Origin of the sequence: Slackia faecicanis, from assembly GCF_003725295.1 — a bacterium.
Taxonomy (GTDB): domain Bacteria; phylum Actinomycetota; class Coriobacteriia; order Coriobacteriales; family Eggerthellaceae; genus Slackia; species Slackia faecicanis.
In genome coordinates this window covers 22,166-36,895 of the sequence record NZ_QICB01000005.1, presented here as the reverse complement: position 1 = coordinate 36,895, position 14,730 = coordinate 22,166, and the positions used below count along the sequence as shown (strand labels likewise).

General features: G+C 65.4%; 12 protein-coding genes. 8 read left to right on the top strand and 4 right to left on the bottom strand.

Annotated features, from left to right (window positions below; translation table 11 throughout):
* Positions 1–189 precede the first annotated feature (189 nt).
* From ftsH to DMP07_RS06825, 6 genes are all read left to right on the top strand, one after another.
* A complete protein-coding gene (gene ftsH / locus DMP07_RS06850) occupies positions 190–2,436 on the top strand; it encodes an ATP-dependent zinc metalloprotease FtsH (RefSeq protein ID WP_244594922.1) in 2,247 nt (748 codons plus the stop codon).
* Positions 2,437–3,744 carry a dihydropteroate synthase gene (gene folP, locus DMP07_RS06845; protein ID WP_123198411.1) on the top strand — a complete coding sequence of 436 codons (1,308 nt, stop codon included), beginning with the start codon at positions 2,437–2,439 and terminating at the stop codon, positions 3,742–3,744.
* 1 nt (position 3,745) lies between these two features.
* Positions 3,746–4,288 (top strand): biotin--[acetyl-CoA-carboxylase] ligase, encoded by a 543-nt coding sequence (locus tag DMP07_RS06840; protein ID WP_244594908.1) that lies wholly within the window; start codon positions 3,746–3,748, stop codon positions 4,286–4,288.
* A 77-nt stretch (positions 4,289–4,365) separates the two neighbouring features.
* Complete coding sequence (locus DMP07_RS06835) at positions 4,366–5,916, top strand: MATE family efflux transporter (protein ID WP_123198410.1); 1,551 nt, start codon at positions 4,366–4,368, stop codon at positions 5,914–5,916.
* On the top strand, positions 5,909–6,739 hold the full coding sequence (locus DMP07_RS06830; RefSeq protein ID WP_123198409.1) for an ABC transporter ATP-binding protein: 831 nt from the start codon (positions 5,909–5,911) through the stop codon (positions 6,737–6,739). Before DMP07_RS06835 ends, DMP07_RS06830 begins: the two co-directional genes overlap by 8 nt.
* Positions 6,732–7,499 (top strand): ABC transporter permease, encoded by a 768-nt coding sequence (locus tag DMP07_RS06825; RefSeq protein ID WP_123198408.1) that lies wholly within the window; start codon positions 6,732–6,734, stop codon positions 7,497–7,499. Before DMP07_RS06830 ends, DMP07_RS06825 begins: the two co-directional genes overlap by 8 nt.
* 246 nt (positions 7,500–7,745) lie before the next feature.
* Here DMP07_RS06825 and DMP07_RS06820 read toward each other — a convergent pair whose 3' ends face one another.
* From DMP07_RS06820 to DMP07_RS06805, 4 genes are all read right to left on the bottom strand, one after another.
* The gene (locus tag DMP07_RS06820; RefSeq protein WP_123198407.1) at positions 7,746–8,312 is read right to left on the bottom strand and encodes a GNAT family N-acetyltransferase; all 567 of its coding nucleotides are present in this window, start codon (positions 8,310–8,312) and stop codon (positions 7,746–7,748) included.
* 114 nt (positions 8,313–8,426) lie between these two features.
* Positions 8,427–9,692: an MFS transporter gene (locus DMP07_RS06815; RefSeq protein WP_123198406.1), complete on the bottom strand. Its 1,266-nt coding sequence runs from the start codon at positions 9,690–9,692 to the stop codon at positions 8,427–8,429.
* A 136-nt stretch (positions 9,693–9,828) separates the two neighbouring features.
* Complete coding sequence (locus DMP07_RS06810; protein ID WP_244594907.1) at positions 9,829–10,836, bottom strand: sensor histidine kinase; 1,008 nt, start codon at positions 10,834–10,836, stop codon at positions 9,829–9,831.
* 165 nt (positions 10,837–11,001) lie between these two features.
* Positions 11,002–11,694, bottom strand: coding sequence for a response regulator transcription factor (locus DMP07_RS06805; protein WP_123198404.1), 693 nt, complete (start codon positions 11,692–11,694; stop codon positions 11,002–11,004).
* A 302-nt stretch (positions 11,695–11,996) separates the two neighbouring features.
* On the opposite strand from DMP07_RS06805, the gene DMP07_RS06800 reads away from it, so the two are divergent.
* Positions 11,997–13,664: a formate--tetrahydrofolate ligase gene (locus DMP07_RS06800; RefSeq protein WP_123198403.1), complete on the top strand. Its 1,668-nt coding sequence runs from the start codon at positions 11,997–11,999 to the stop codon at positions 13,662–13,664.
* A 439-nt stretch (positions 13,665–14,103) separates the two neighbouring features.
* Positions 14,104–14,721 carry a cyclodeaminase/cyclohydrolase family protein gene (locus tag DMP07_RS06795; protein WP_123198402.1) on the top strand — a complete coding sequence of 206 codons (618 nt, stop codon included), beginning with the start codon at positions 14,104–14,106 and terminating at the stop codon, positions 14,719–14,721.
* Positions 14,722–14,730: the final 9 nt, after the last annotated feature.

The window sequence follows — 14,730 nt, the reverse complement described above, 5'->3', positions numbered from 1 at the left end:
CCCGTTCCCGAGCCGACTGCCGCGCCCGCGCAGCCGGGCGATGCCGCCAAGGCGCCCGAGCCCCCCGCGGCTCCGAATGCTGCGAAGGACGAAGGTCCGCGCGGCCCTCGTTTGCCGTACGCGCCCAAGGCGCCCCGCGGCGCCGATCCGTCGGCTTACGAGGTCGACCCCAAGACCGGCAAGCCTGCCATGCCCAAGCCGCCGCAGCGAATCAGCGTGATTTCGGCCATCCTGCTTCTGCTGGTGGCCTTCTTCGTCGGCAGCCAGATGATCAACATGATGAATGCGAAGGAGACCGACGCGCTCATCACGTCCGAGTTCGTGCAGGCCGTCGAGCAGGATCGCGTGGTCGATGTGGTCTACGATGCGGGCGAATACACGGTCACGGGCACCTATTACCCCGCCGCCACCGCGGGCTCTACCGCAGGTGACGCCTATAACTCCGCGTTCGAGGCTCTCGACGCCAAGGCCGAATCGGTCATCGGCACCGACGCGCCGCAGGTTTCCACCACCGAAATCGACGAGCAGACCATCGGTGCCGAGCGCAAGTACACCTCCACGTACGTGGGCCAGGATTCGCTCATGCAGCTGCTTTCTGATCATCCTGGCATCCAGTACCAGGTGAAACTGCCTGATTCTTTCTTCCAGGCCCTGCTCAGCCTGCTGCCCATGCTGCTTCTGGCCGGTCTCATGATCTTCTTCTTCGTCCAGATGAATAAGGCGAACAACTCCCAGATGTCGTTCGGCAAGGCGAAGGCGAAAAAGACCGTCGAAGAGCGTCCCGACGTGCGCTTCGACGACGTGGCGGGCGAGGACGAGGCCGTCGAAGAGCTCCAGGAGATCAAGGACTTCCTGGTCAACCCCGAGAAATACCGCACGCTCGGCGCCAAGATCCCCCGCGGCTGCCTGCTGGTGGGCCCTCCGGGCACCGGCAAGACGCTGCTCGCACGCGCCGTTGCGGGCGAGGCGAACGTCCCGTTCTTCAGCATTTCCGGCTCCGAGTTCGTCGAGATGTTCGTCGGTGTGGGCGCGAGCCGCGTGCGCAGCTTGTTCGAGCAGGCCAAGGAGTCGGCCCCGTCGATTATTTTCATCGACGAGATCGACGCCGTGGGCCGTCAGCGCGGCACGGGCCTCGGCGGCGGCCACGACGAGCGCGAGCAGACGCTCAACCAGCTGCTCGTCGAAATGGACGGCTTCGAGAAGAACGACGCCGTCGTGCTGATCGCCGCCACCAACCGCGTCGACGTGCTCGACCCGGCGCTGCTACGCCCCGGCCGCTTCGACCGTCAGATCGTGGTGGACGCCCCCGACGTGCGCGGCCGCGAGAAGATCTTGGAAGTGCATGCTAAGAACAAGCCGATCGGTTCCGACGTCGACCTGCCTCGTATCGCGAAGCTGACGAGTGGCATGACCGGCGCCGATCTTATGAACCTCATGAACGAGGCCGCTCTGCTGACCGCTCGCCGCAACAAGCCCCAGATCGGCATGGCCGAGGTGAACGAGTCCATGGAGCGCTTGATGGCAGGCCCCGAGCGCAAGAACCGCGTCATGAATGAGAAGACGCGTCGCGTCATCGCCTACCACGAGTCGGGCCACGCCCTTGTCGGACACCTGCTGCCTAACGCCGATCCCGTGCATAAGATCACGATCGTGCCGCGCGGCATGGCGCTCGGCTACACCATGTCCATCCCCGACGAGGACAAGTTCCTGGTAAGCCGCAACGAGATGTACGATGATCTAGCCGTGTTCATGGGCGGTCGCGTGGCGGAAGAAATCTTCTGCGGCGACATCACCACGGGCGCGAGCAACGACCTCGAGCGCGCCACCAAGCAGGCTCGTAAGATGGTCACGAGCTACGGCATGTCCGACGCCTTGGGCCAGCAGACTTTCGGCCAGCCCAACCACGAGGTGTTCTTGGGCCGCGATATGGGCAACACCCAGGACTATTCGCCTGAAACCGCCCAGCGCATCGACGAAGAGGTCGCCCGCCTGATGAAGCAGGCGCACGATCTTGCCTACATGATCTTGTCCGAGCGCAAGGAGCAGATGCACCTGATGGCAAGCGTACTGCTCGAGCGCGAGACGGTGGACGGCGAGGCGTGCGAGGCCTTGCTGAACAACGAGTGGGACGCCTATCTCGAGCGCGAGCAGGAGGCCAAGAAGGCCGACACCAAGGCCAAGGCGAAGGCCTTGATGGTCGCTCCTTCCACGATGCCCGCATCGGGCGACGTGGTGATCAGCGGCGATCTGCCGAAAGACCCCGCCGGCGCCGACGACTCGTCGCGCGACATGGTGTCGTTCGACAACCCCAACGCCGTGGCGCGCCAGCGCGAAGCGGTTTCGTTCACCGACCCTGCCGCGGAAGACATCCCCATGCCCTCCGTCGGCCGCGAAACGACAGATGGCTTTTCTGAAGAAAGGAAGGACCACAACTAAATGATGTGGAACTGCTCTTCATACCGTTTCGATTCGAGGATGCCCGTTGTTATGGGCATCCTTAACGTTACGCCCGATTCTTTCTCCGACGGAGGAATGCATAACGGATACGAGGCCGCCTTGGCCCATGCCCGCGCCATGGTGGATGCGGGCGCTCAGATCATCGACGTGGGCGGAGAATCCACCCGCCCCGGTGCCGCTACGGTGTCGATCGAGGAGGAGCTCGCGCGCACCGTCGAGGTGGTGCGCGCCCTCGCCGCCGACGGTATCTGCGTGAGCATCGACACGCGGCACGCCGAGGTGGCCCGCGCGTGCGTCGAGGCCGGCGCGGCGATCATCAACGACGTGTCGGGCTTCCGCGACCCGGCTATGGTGGAGGCGGCCGTGTCGTGCGACGCCGGCTGCGTGGTCATGCATATGAAGGGCGAGCCCGCCACCATGCAGGACAACCCGGTCTATGACGACGTGGTGGCCGAGGTGCGCGATTACCTGGCGGGCCAGGCGGCGATGCTTGAAGCCGCGGGCGTGGCTCCCGAGCGCATCTGCATCGACCCGGGCCCGGGCTTCGGCAAGACGCCTTCCCAGACCATGGAGCTCATGCGCAATTTCCACGAGTTCTCGCGCCTGGGATATCCCACCATGTGCGCCGTGTCGCGCAAGCGCTACATCGGCGAGGCCTACGGCATCCCCGAGGCCCTGCAGCGCGACGAGGCCTCGGCGACCGAGGCCTTGATGGCGTGCGAGCTCGGCGCATCGGTGGTGCGCGCCCACAACGTGGAGGCCACCGTGAAGGCGCTTGCGGACCTGCGTCCGTACGTGCTGATCGCGCTCGGCTCCAACGTTGCGCTCGTTGCCAACCCCGGCGAAGAGACCGAAGGCAAGATCGCCAACCTGCAGCAGGCGATCACGGGCCTGTGCTCCATCCCCGACACGCAGATCATCGACATCTCGAGCTTCTACGAAAGCGAGCCCGCCTATTACGAAGACCAGGACACCTTCGTCAACGCGGTGCTTCTGGCCCGCACGGGCGTGCCGCCGAAGGAGCTTCTGCGCTACCTGCACGCGATCGAGAACAGCCTCGGCCGCGTCCGCGAGATCGAGAACGGCCCGCGCACGCTCGACCTGGACATCGTGGACTACCAGATGTATGTGGGCGAAAGCGATGAGCTGACCCTGCCGCATCCGCGCGCGACGGAGCGCGATTTCGTCGTGAAGCCTCTTCTCGAGCTTCTGCCGAACCACGTGCTGGCCGACGGCACGCCCGTGATGCTCGACAAGGCGGTCTATGGTGAGGCCCATGCGCTTTAGCGTGATTACGAAAGACGTCACGGGGTCGACCAACGACGACGTGTGGGAACTTGCCGCACAAGGCGCTCCTGCCGGGATCGTGGTGGCCGCCCGACGCCAGCGAACGGGACGCGGCCAGTGGGGTCGCGTGTGGATGAGCCCTGAAGGCGGCCTGTATTTCTCGGTGCTTATGCGTCCCGGCACGCCCGAGCGCACCTGGCCCGCATACAGCAAGGCCTTCGCCGAGGCCGTGGCCGCGGTGCTGCGCGCGGAATGCGGCGTGGACTCCGACGTCATTCGCGTGAAGGCCCCCAACGACGTGGTGTGCGACGCGGGCAAGTTGTGCGGCATCTCGCTCGAATCGCGCAACGGTGCGATCGTGGTGGGCGTGGGCGTGAACGTGTTCCATTCCGCGCGCCCCATCGTGACCGACGGCCGCAACGAGCCCGCCTACGTGTGCGACATCGCCGCCGACTACATTGCCCCTTCGGAGCGCGCCCTCGACGACCTGCTCGGGCGCCTGCTCGATTCCTTTGCGGTTGTTATGGAGGGGCCGGTCGAGTAGATGCGCGCCGCCTCGCCTCGACGCTACAATAAATTGTTTGCGTCGAATGAACGAAGGCGAGAAGGCGGTTTGAGCATATGAAACATGAAACTGAAGAGAACTGCGGCGCGCCCGGCGGAGAAAACGAATCCTCCTCGGGCGCGTCGGTGCGCCATGCCTCGAAGCAGGGCGAAAATCGCGCGATGGCCGATCGCGTGGGCAGGATGGGCACGGCGAGCATTCCTAAGCTTGCCGTGGAATTCGCTATTCCCGCCATTCTGGGCATGGTGGTCAACGGCGCCTACAACCTGATCGACTCGGTGTTTTTGGGTCATGGAGCGGGCGAGATCGGCCTGTCCGCCATCACGGTGGCTTCTCCCACCATGACGATCTTTCTGGCGTTGGCCATGCTGATCGGCGCGGGCGGCAATGCGCTATGCGCGCTGCGCCTGGGCGAGGGAAAGCATGACGAAGCCGAACATATCCTGGGCAACACGGCCATGATGGCCGTGCTGGTCAGCGCGGTGCTAGCCGTGTTGGCCCATATTCCGTTCATCGTGGAGCCCGTGCTCACGCTTTCTTCGGCCACCGACACGGTGCGCCCCTATGCGCGCGAATTCATTCAGATCGTCAGCCTGGGCTGCATTTTCCAGATCGTGGGCATGGGCCTGAACAACTTCATTCGCACGGCGGGCGCCCCGAACCGCGCGCTGGTCACCATGCTGATCGGCGCCATCGGCTGCACCGTTTTCAACGCGGTGTTCGTGCTGTGGTGGGGCTGGGGCGTGGCCGGCAGCGCATGGGCAACCGTGTGCGGCCAGGCCATCAGCTGCGCGACGGTGATCTGGTATTTCACGAAGACCCCGGGCGTGCCGCTGCGTTTGCGCCGCCGTTATTTCCCGGTCAAGGCCAAGCTCGCCCGCGGCATCCTGTCGCTGGGCGCGGCGTCGTTCGCCGTGCAGGCCGCAGGCGCCGTGGTGAACTTCTTCATCAACTTCATGCTTGTGAAATACGGCGCGCTCGACCCGATCGGCGCCGACGATGCGCTGGCGTCGGTCGGCGTGGTGCAGCGCATCGGCATGTTCGTCATTCTGCCGCTGATCGGCGTTTCGATCGCCATCCAGCCGCTGCTTGGCTTCAACTACGGCGCGAAGCTGTGGGACCGCGTGAAGACCACGCTCAAGGTGGGCTCGGTGGGCGCCACCGTCATGGGCACGGTCATGTGGGTGGCCATCATGGTTTTCGCCCCGCAGATCGTGGGGTTCTTCGGCATCAAGGAGCAGACGCTCGTCGATTTCACGGCGTTCGCCCTGCGCGTCGATCTGATTTTCCTGCCGCTGATCGGCTTTCAGATCGTGGGCGCGAACTACTTCCAGGCCACCGGCCAGCCGGCGAAAAGCATCATCCTTTCGCTCACGCGTCAGATCCTGTTCTTGCTGCCGCTGCTGTTCGTGCTGCCTGAAACCCTGCCGACGATCGCCCCGATGCTCGATTCGCTCGACGCCGTGTACTTCGCGGTGCCCCTGGCCGACTTCCTGGCCGTGTTCACCGTGCTGATTTTCGTGGGCATGGAGGTGCGTGAACTCAAGCGCCGTTCCGCCGAAGCGAAGGCGGCCGTGGCCGTGAAAGGGGCGAAAGCGCATGCATAGACACGACGCTTCCGACTGCGTGCCGAAGCTCGAGCTGCGCGCGGTGCGGCAGCGCTACCGCGGCTCGCGTGGCGAGACGCTCGCCTTGGACCGCATGGATTTGGCGGTGGCGCCGGGCGAATCGGTGGCCGTTCTGGGGCCTTCGGGTTGCGGGAAGTCGACGAGCCTTCTGGCGGCGTGCGGGCTGCAGCGCCCGACCGAAGGAGAAGTGCTGGTGGACGGCGCGCCGCTTGCCGGCCCGCGTCTCGAAACCGCGCTGATCCTGCAAGATTTCGGCTTGATGCCGTGGAAGACGGTCGAGCAGAACGCAGCGCTCGGCCTGCAGGTGCGCAGGATGCCCAAGAAAGAGCGCATGAGCCGTGCCCATGACGCGCTGCGTCAGGTGGGGCTCGACGAGTTCGCCAAGGCGTATCCCTCCGAGTTGTCGGGCGGCATGCGCCAGCGCCTTGCCATGGCCCGCGCCCTGGCGTGCGATATCGATTTGCTGCTGATGGATGAGCCGCTTTCGGCGCTTGATGCGCTGCTGCGCGAGGAGATGCAGAACATGCTGAAGCGCTGCTGGCGCGAAGAGGGCTACGCCCAGGTGCTCGTGACGCATTCGATCGAGGAGGCCGTCTTTCTGGGGCAGCGCATCGTGGTGATGACGCCGCGCCCGGGCCGCGTGGCCAAGGTGGTCGACAACGCGGAGATGGTCGCCGACGATTGGCGCGATACCCCGCTGTTCTTCGAGCGGTGCCGCCTGCTGCGCGACCTGCTGCGCGCCGAGGCGCAGGCCGGGCCTGCTGAAAAACCCGCCGCGCAGGAAGGAGCGAGCCATGCGTAACGGCCTTGTTCGCAAAATCGCCGGCTACGTGTTCGCCATCGCGATCATCGTGGCGGGCTGGCAGCTCACGGCCCTCGCCGTGGACAACCCCGTGCTGCCCGGCCCCTTCGACGCCATTCCCATGGTGGGAACGTATTTCTCCGACCTGTGGCCCGCGCTGCTCGTGAGCCTGTATCGCGTGGTGGCCGCCATGGCGATCGGTACCGTGCTGGCCATCCCGCTCGGCCTGATGTGCGGGCGTTCCCCGCGTGTCGACGCGGTGTTCGCGCCGGTGCTGTACTTCCTGTATCCGCTGCCGAAGGTGGTCCTGCTGCCCGTGCTGGTGGTGCTCATGGGCCTGGCCGACGCGCCGAAGATCGTCCTGATCGCGCTGACCGCGTTCTTCCAGGTGCTCGTCACCGTGCGCGACGCCGCGCAAAGCGTGCCCGAGGAAAGCGTGATGTCCATGCGCTCGCTCGGCGCCGGGCGCTGGGATATCTATCGCCACGTGATCGTGCCCGCCACGCTGCCCGAGCTGTTCACCGCGCTGCGCATTTCGAGCGGCACGGCGGTGGCGATCCTGTTCTTCGCCGAAAGTCTGGCCGGATCGACCGGCCTGGGCTACTTCATCGTGGACGCGTGGGCGCTGCTCGCGTATCCGAAAATGTTCGCGGGCATCATCGCCATGGCGGTTCTGGGCGTGGTGCTCTACGAGCTGTTCGACGTGGCCGAACGCCGTCTGACGCGCTGGAAGGCGCGCGGCGCGCGCTCCGAACTGTAGAAAGGATGCGGCGGCGCAGGCGCGTTTCCCGCGAAACGGAAAGCCCCTATCCTTCGGGCCGGAAGGATAGGGGCTTTTTCTATGGCTTCGTCCTGAGGATGCGCCCGCGCCGCCCGTGGCGGACGGCGCGGTTATGCGATGCGGGGTTCGCCCGCCATGCGTTCGATGCAGGCGCAGGGTGTGCTTTGCCGGGGTCGTGCGCAGAGCATCGGGCGCGCCACGGCAAAGCGCGCGTCCGGCGCGGCCTTAGTGCTTCTTGCCGCCTTCGCGCAGCTCGCTCATGGGGCGGATCAGGGTGTGCGTGAGGCCGAAGGCGAGTCTGTCGATCGCCATGGCGTAGCGGGCGGGGTTCTCGGGCTTTTCGCCGTCGATCAAGATCTCGAACAGGTCGCCGTCTTTGAAGCCGTAGCCGGTAGGCGTGAAGCCGTTCTTCAGATAGAACGCGCGGCGCGCCTCGCGCTGCTTGGCGTTGTCGGCGTTGCGCTTGCGCGACTCGATGTCGAGCGCCACGGGCATGCCGGGATGGCTCTGCTTGATAAGCTCGAGAACCTGGCTGCCGTAGCCGCGGCCGCGCAGCTCGGGGTCGACGGCCAGGTAGTAGATGTAGACCATGTCGTCGGTGACCACCTGGCACGAGAAGCCGCAGAACGTCCCCTCGTCGCTGTACGATACGATTTCCATGCCGTTCATGCCGGCGCGCAGCCTGAGCGCCCAGAAGGGGATGCGCTGCTCGACGGGGAAGGCCGATTCATAGAGCTTTTTGACGCGGCGCGTCGTGGCTCCGAACAGAGAAACGTGTTTTGCTTCAAGCATGGTTCGTACTCCTTGGATGTCGTTTCGATAAAGGCGGTGCGATTCATCGCGTCGGGACGAAGCGGAGCGTCGTTTCTCCCCGGCGCGATGAATCGAGGGGTATACGGCCGTCGGTCAGGCGCGGCGCGCCTTCTTCGTCGCGGCGATGCGCACGGCGGCCGTGGCGGCGAAGACGAATGCGGCGAGCGAGCAGAGCACCGGCAGCGAGAACGCCGCCTGAAAGCCCGCTTCCTCCACGGCGAGGCCCGCGAAGAAGGCGCCCGCCGAAACGCCGACGCTTGTGGCCGTGTTGAGCCACGAGAACATTTCCGCCTGGCGCTCCTCTGGCGCGAGCGTGCCGCTGATCTGGTAATACAGGTTGTCGCATGGCGCGCCTGCCATGCCGATGGCGAACATGACCAGGCACATCGCGCCGAACCCGTCGGCCATGGGCGTCATCAGCGTCACGGCGAAAAACACCGCGGCGAACACCGGCAGCTGCTTATGCACGGCTAAAGTGCGCGGCGAAGGCTGCAGGCGGTTGAAAAGCACCACGCCCGCTGCCGCGCCGATGGACCAGGCCGAAATGGCCGCCGAACCTAGAATCGCCGCTCCCTGGTCGGAATAGAACAGGGGGATGAGCGCTTCCATCCAGCCTGAATAGCACATCTTGCCCAGGCAGGTCAGCAGCACCAGCGCCACGGCGACCGTCAGCAGGGCGGGGCGGGGCAGCGGCGCGGCCGATTCCTTGCGCGTCAGCGTGCGCTTTCGGTTGCGCAGCGCATGGCTTTTCACCGGTTCGAGCGATGCGAGCGCGAGCGATCCTGCCGTGCACCCTGCGGTGGCGGCGATCAGGCCCCATTCGGGCGCGCCGAACGCGATGAATACGCCTGCCAGAAGCGGACCCATCACGTAGAGCAGGTCGACCACCAGCACCTCGAAGTTGTAGGCGGTCGAAACCAGGCCTATGTCGAGCATCACGGGCCATAGCGACCGGGTGACGCCCGCGATGGGCGGCGTGAGCGCGCCCGCCGCGAACGAGCATGCCGCGACCAGCGCCGGGTGCACGCCCGCTTCGACTGCGCCCACTAGGCAGACGATCGAGACGAGTTCGGCCACGCCGAGCGTGCGCAGCGCGGCGGGCCCGTGCCCCCTATCTACCAGGCGTCCGAACACCGGGCCGAAGCAGGCCATGCCCGCCGTGAAGGCCGCCGTGGCGATGCCCGACACGGCGGCGCCGTAATGCATGCTGACGAAGAGCACCAAGATCAGCGTGACCACGCCCATGGGCAGGCGTGCAAGGGTCATGGAGACGACGATGCCCGGAACATGACGCGTGGAAAGAAAGGCCCGATAGCCCGTTTCGCGCATGGCCGCCCCTCCTGCCTTCGATTCATTCATATCGAAGAGCCATTATAGAAGCGCCGCGAACGCCGCATCATCCCTATCTCTGGGGTATTTCGCGGCTAAATGGGCGATGTCGCCCGTCCGGCACGAGAACCGCTCGGTCCCGGACGCCGAGCAAGAAGCGCGCGGCCTAGTGCATGTGCTCGTGGATGCTGGGAAGCGCCACGATGAACGCCGCGCCGCCTTCGGCGCGATTGAAGGCCTCGATCGTACCGTCGTGCGCGTCCACGACGCTTTTCGCGATGGCCAGGCCCAGGCCCGTGCCGCCGGTGTTGCGTGCGCGGGAGTTGTCGCCGCGATAGAAGCGCGTGAAAAGCATCTTTGGGTCGACGTTGCCGAAGCCGGGACCGTCGTCGAGCACGCTGACGACGGAGCGGTCGGCCAGGCCTTCGAGCTTGACCACGATATGCCCCCCTTCGCCGATGAAACGCGAGGCGTTGGCTACCAGGTTGTAGATGACCTGCTGCAGGCGGTCGGGGATGCCCAGCACGTCGGGGGCTTCGCCCGTGACTTCGAGCGTGCCGCCGCGTTCTTCGATGAGCGGGCCGAGCGCGTCGGCCACGTCTTCGGCGATCGCGTGCAGGTTCACGCGCTGCATCATGACCTGGTCGGTTCCTTCTTCGATGTGCTGCAGGGTCAAAAGCTCGTTGGCCATGCGCGAGAGGCGCTCCGACTCGCTGATGATGGTGTGGCAGAAGCGCTCGCGCAGCTCTTGCGGCATGTCGGGGTCCATGAGCGTTTCGGCGTTGCCGCGGATGGCGGTCAACGGCGTGCGCAGCTCGTGGGCCACGTCGCTGATGAAGCGGGTCTGGCGCTTCTGCTGCACGGCCAGGTCGCTCATCTTGGTCTTGGTCTGCTCGCTTAGGGCGATGAAGTCGTCGGCCAGCAGGTCGGCTTCGTAGAGCTTGCCGTCGGGTTCGATCGTGACGCGCGTGTCGCCTTCGAGCACGGCTTTCGCCTTGCGGTGCAGGCTGGAAAGCGGGTCGGCCATGTAGTGGCCGATCACCAGGCTCAAGACGAAGGTGAACGTGCAGCCCATGAAGACGCACCAGACCAGGAAGGCGGGATGGTCGAATCCCGCGAACGCGATGATGAAAAGCATCGCCAGGGCGGATGCCATGGCGAAGATGGCCGTCAATACTGAGAAGTATGTTTGGAGTCGTTTCAAGGGAGGCGTTCCTCGGTCGTACATTTGGGTCGTGCGGCGCGTCCGGCCCGATGCGTCGGGCCGCGCCGGCCGGCATGGCTTCGTTCGCATGCCGCTATAAAGACGAAGCGCCCATGGCGGGCGCTTCCGTCGAAATTACGCGCGCAGGCGGTAGCCGTAGCCGCGGACCGTCTCGATGATGCCGGGGTCGAAGCCCGCGGCGGATATCTTGTCGCGCAGGCGCTTGATATGGGTGTCGACGGTCTTGGTCTCGGTGATGTATTCCCAGCCCCAGGCCTCGCGCAGCAGGTCTTCGCGCGTGACTACCTTGCCGGCGTCCTTCATAAGGGCGGCAAGCAATTCGAATTCGCGCGGGGTCAGGTCGATTGGGCCGCTTTCGCCTTCGGCGATGTGGCGGTCTTCGTCGAGGGTGATGCCCGCCGCGGTGAGGATGCTCGAATCGGCCGCGGCGTCGATCGAGCCGCGGCGCAGCAGGGCGCGCACGCGCGCGATCAGCTCGCGCACGCCGAAGGGCTTGGCCAAGTAGTCGTCGCCGCCGATTTCCAGGCCGACTACCTTGTCGAGCTCGGTGTCGCGGGCGGACAGGAACAGCACGGGCGCGCTCGTGCGCGCGCGCAAGCGGCGGCACAGCTCGTAGCCGTCCATGCCTGGCAGCATGATGTCGAGCACGAAAAGGTCGTAGTGCTTGCGCGTGGCCGCCTCGAGGCCCGCTTCGCCGTTCGAGGCGACGTCTACCTTGAAGCCTTCTTTCATGAGGCTGTAGGAAACGAAGTCGGTGATGGACTGTTCGTCGTCGACGACCAGGATGGATTCTGCTTCTTCGTTCACGGTCGTTCCTTTCGTCGAATGCCGCCCCGATGCCGTGCCGTGCGCATCGGGCGCCGATGCTTCGCGCATCGATTCGGTGGATTTCATCATATCACGCAGGAGAATAGACGCCGCGCCGTAGCCGAACAGTTGCCTTCGCGTTGCATGGGCGTTGCCGTTTCGCCGCCTGCCGTTCGCCGGCGTTCGGAGTGCCGGTTCTGGAGAGGATGGGGGCGTTCGTCAATGCCCGGCCGTTCCACGCGTCCGGGCGGTTAGAATGGCGGTATTTCAATTCCCATCGAGCAGGAAAGGAAGGGCCCGACGTGTTGACCGACATTGAAATTGCCCAGTCCGTGACCCCCGAGCATATCTCTGCCATCGCCGAGCGTGCCGGAGTTCCCGAGAAGTATCTTGAGCTTTACGGAAGCCATAAGGCGAAAGTCGACTACAACCTGCTGCTCGATGAGCCGCACACGCCCGGCAAGCTGGTTCTGGTGACCGCCATCAACCCCACGCCTGCAGGCGAGGGCAAGACCACCACGACGGTCGGCTTGGCCGACGGCATGCGCAAGATCGGCAAGAACGTGGTCGTGGCGCTGCGCGAGCCTTCGCTCGGCCCGGTGTTCGGCATCAAGGGCGGCGCCGCAGGCGGCGGCTATGCCCAGGTCGTTCCCATGGAAGACATCAACCTGCACTTCACGGGCGACTTCCATGCCATCGGCGCGGCGAACAACCTGCTGGCCGCGATGATCGACAACCATATCCACCAGGGCAACGCGCTCGGCTTCGACGTGCGCCGCATCACCTGGAAGCGCGTGGTCGACATGAACGACCGCCAGCTGCGCAACATCGTGTGCGGCATCGGCGGCAAGGTGTGCGGCGTGCCGCGCGAGGACGGCTTCGACATCACCGTGGCCTCCGAGATCATGGCCATCTTCTGCCTGGCCACCAGCATCACCGACCTCAAAGAGCGCCTGGCCCGCATCGTCGTGGGCTACACGCGCGACGACCAGCCCATCACCGCCGGCCAGCTCAACGCCCAGGGCGCCATGTGCGCGCTGCTCAAGGACGCCCTCAAGCCCAACCTGGTGCAGACCCTCGAAGGCACGCCCGCGTTCGTGCATGGCGGTCCCTTCGCCAACATTGCACACGGTTGCAACTCCATCATGGCCACCAACATGGCCATGGCGCTGGGCGATTACTGCATCACCGAGGCGGGCTTCGGCGCCGACCTGGGCGCCGAGAAGTTCCTCGACATCAAGTGCCGCCTTGCGGGCCTCAAGCCCGACGCGGTGGTCGTGGTTGCCACGGTGCGCGCCCTTAAGAACCACGGCGGCGTTCCCAAGGCCGAGCTCAACGAGGAGAACCTCGAAGCGCTCGAAGCCGGCCTGCCCAATCTGCTGCAGCATGTCGAAAACATCACCAAGGTCTACAAGCTTCCCTGCGTCGTGGCCATCAACGCCTTCCCGACCGACACCGAGGCCGAGCTCGACCTGGTCGAGGCCAAGTGCAAGGAACTCGGCGTGAACGTGGCCCTGTCCGAGGTGTGGGCCAAGGGCGGCGAGGGCGGCAAGGCCCTGGCCGAAGAGGTGGTCCGCCTGTGCGAAGAGCCCAACGAGTTCGAGTTCTGCTATGAGGACGAGGCCGGCCTGGCCGAGAAAATCGAGGCCATCGCCAAGCGCATCTATCATGCCGACGGCGTCGACTTCACGCCCGCCGCGAAGAAGGAGATCAGGCAGCTCGAGGACCTGGGCTTCGGCTCCATGCCCGTCTGCATGGCGAAGACCCAGTACAGCTTCTCCGACGACCAGACCAAGCTGGGCGCTCCGCGCGGCTTCCGCATCACGGTGCGCAACGTCAAGGTTTCCGCAGGCGCCGGCTTCGTGGTGGCGCTCACGGGCAATATCATGACCATGCCCGGTCTGCCTAAGAAGCCTGCGGCCGAAAACATCGACGTCGACGAGACCGGCCGCATCACGGGCCTGTTCTAGGATGGGCCGGCGCCGCATGCGGGGGTCCGCCCTCGCGTCAGGGCGCCGCGCCGCGGGGCCGCTTCGAAGTGCGGCCGCGAAGATCCGTCCGAGCGCTTCGGGCGCCGGTCGTTTCGAACGATCGGGCATGCGGCCTTCGATGGCTCCGGCCGCGGCGCGAAGCGGCATTTCGATCGTGCGCAAGGGGTTCGCTGCGGCGAGCCCCTTGTTTTTTGGAAAAAATCGCCCTCTCAAGTCGAAAAATCGTCGTTTTGGCACGAAAACGCGTGCGCCCCGCCTGTACGGTTTTCGCTGAGCTGGTCAAACGCGAGCGTTGTCGCTTTCAAAGGGCGCATAACGCGCGTTTTCGTCCCGTTTTCGTGCCAATCCTCGAAAAAATCGGCCTGAGACGCATGGATTCGTTGGAAAAGGGGAAGTTCCGATGCAGAAGGAGAGATACATGGTTGATACGACGTTTACCGACGCGCTTGCCAGCAAGGCGCCCACGCCGGGCGGCGGCGGCGCTTCGGCTATGGCGGGCGCGCTCGCGGCGGCCCTCGGTTCTATGGTTGCCCATTTGACCATCGGAAAGAAGAAGTTCCTCGACCGCGACGCCGAGCTGAAAGAGGCCCTGGCCGACTTCGAGGCATGCCGTGCGGAACTGCTGGCGTTGATCGACGCCGACGCCGAGGCGTTCGCGGCTTTGGCCGCCACGTGGAAGATGCCCAGGGAAACCGAAGATGAACAGGCCGTCCGCCACGCTGCGGAGCAGCAGGCGCTTCATGCGGCGTGCGATGTGCCCTTGCGCATCATGCGCGCGTGCGCCCGCGTGGTGGAAATCGATACCTACATGGCGCACAACGGATCGCATCTGGCGCTTTCCGATGCGGGCGCTGCGGCCGTGCTCGCGAAAGCGGCGCTCGAGGCCGCTTCGCTCAACGTGTACATCAACACGAGCCTCATGGACGACGAAGCCGCGGCGTGTGCGCTGGAGGAAGAGTCCGACGCCCTGATCGCCGAGGCGGGCCGCGCGGCAGACGAAGTGGCGGCGTTCGTCCGCTCGCAGATCAGGCGCTAGGTCGCGCGC

What these genes read in the sequence shown, in the direction of transcription:
- DMP07_RS06795 (WP_123198402.1), top strand. Translation starts at nt 14,104, where the DNA reads ATGGTTGATACGACGTTTACCGACGCGCTTGCCAGCAAGGCGCCCACG.
- DMP07_RS06835 (WP_123198410.1), top strand. Translation starts at nt 4,366, where the DNA reads ATGAAACATGAAACTGAAGAGAACTGCGGCGCGCCCGGCGGAGAAAAC.
- ftsH (WP_244594922.1), top strand. Translation starts at nt 190, where the DNA reads ATGCCCAAGCCGCCGCAGCGAATCAGCGTGATTTCGGCCATCCTGCTT.
- folP (WP_123198411.1), top strand. Translation starts at nt 2,437, where the DNA reads ATGATGTGGAACTGCTCTTCATACCGTTTCGATTCGAGGATGCCCGTT.
- DMP07_RS06825 (WP_123198408.1), top strand. Translation starts at nt 6,732, where the DNA reads ATGCGTAACGGCCTTGTTCGCAAAATCGCCGGCTACGTGTTCGCCATC.
- DMP07_RS06830 (WP_123198409.1), top strand. Translation starts at nt 5,909, where the DNA reads ATGCATAGACACGACGCTTCCGACTGCGTGCCGAAGCTCGAGCTGCGC.
- DMP07_RS06820 (WP_123198407.1), bottom strand. Translation starts at nt 8,312, where the DNA reads ATGCTTGAAGCAAAACACGTTTCTCTGTTCGGAGCCACGACGCGCCGC.
- DMP07_RS06815 (WP_123198406.1), bottom strand. Translation starts at nt 9,692, where the DNA reads ATGAATGAATCGAAGGCAGGAGGGGCGGCCATGCGCGAAACGGGCTAT.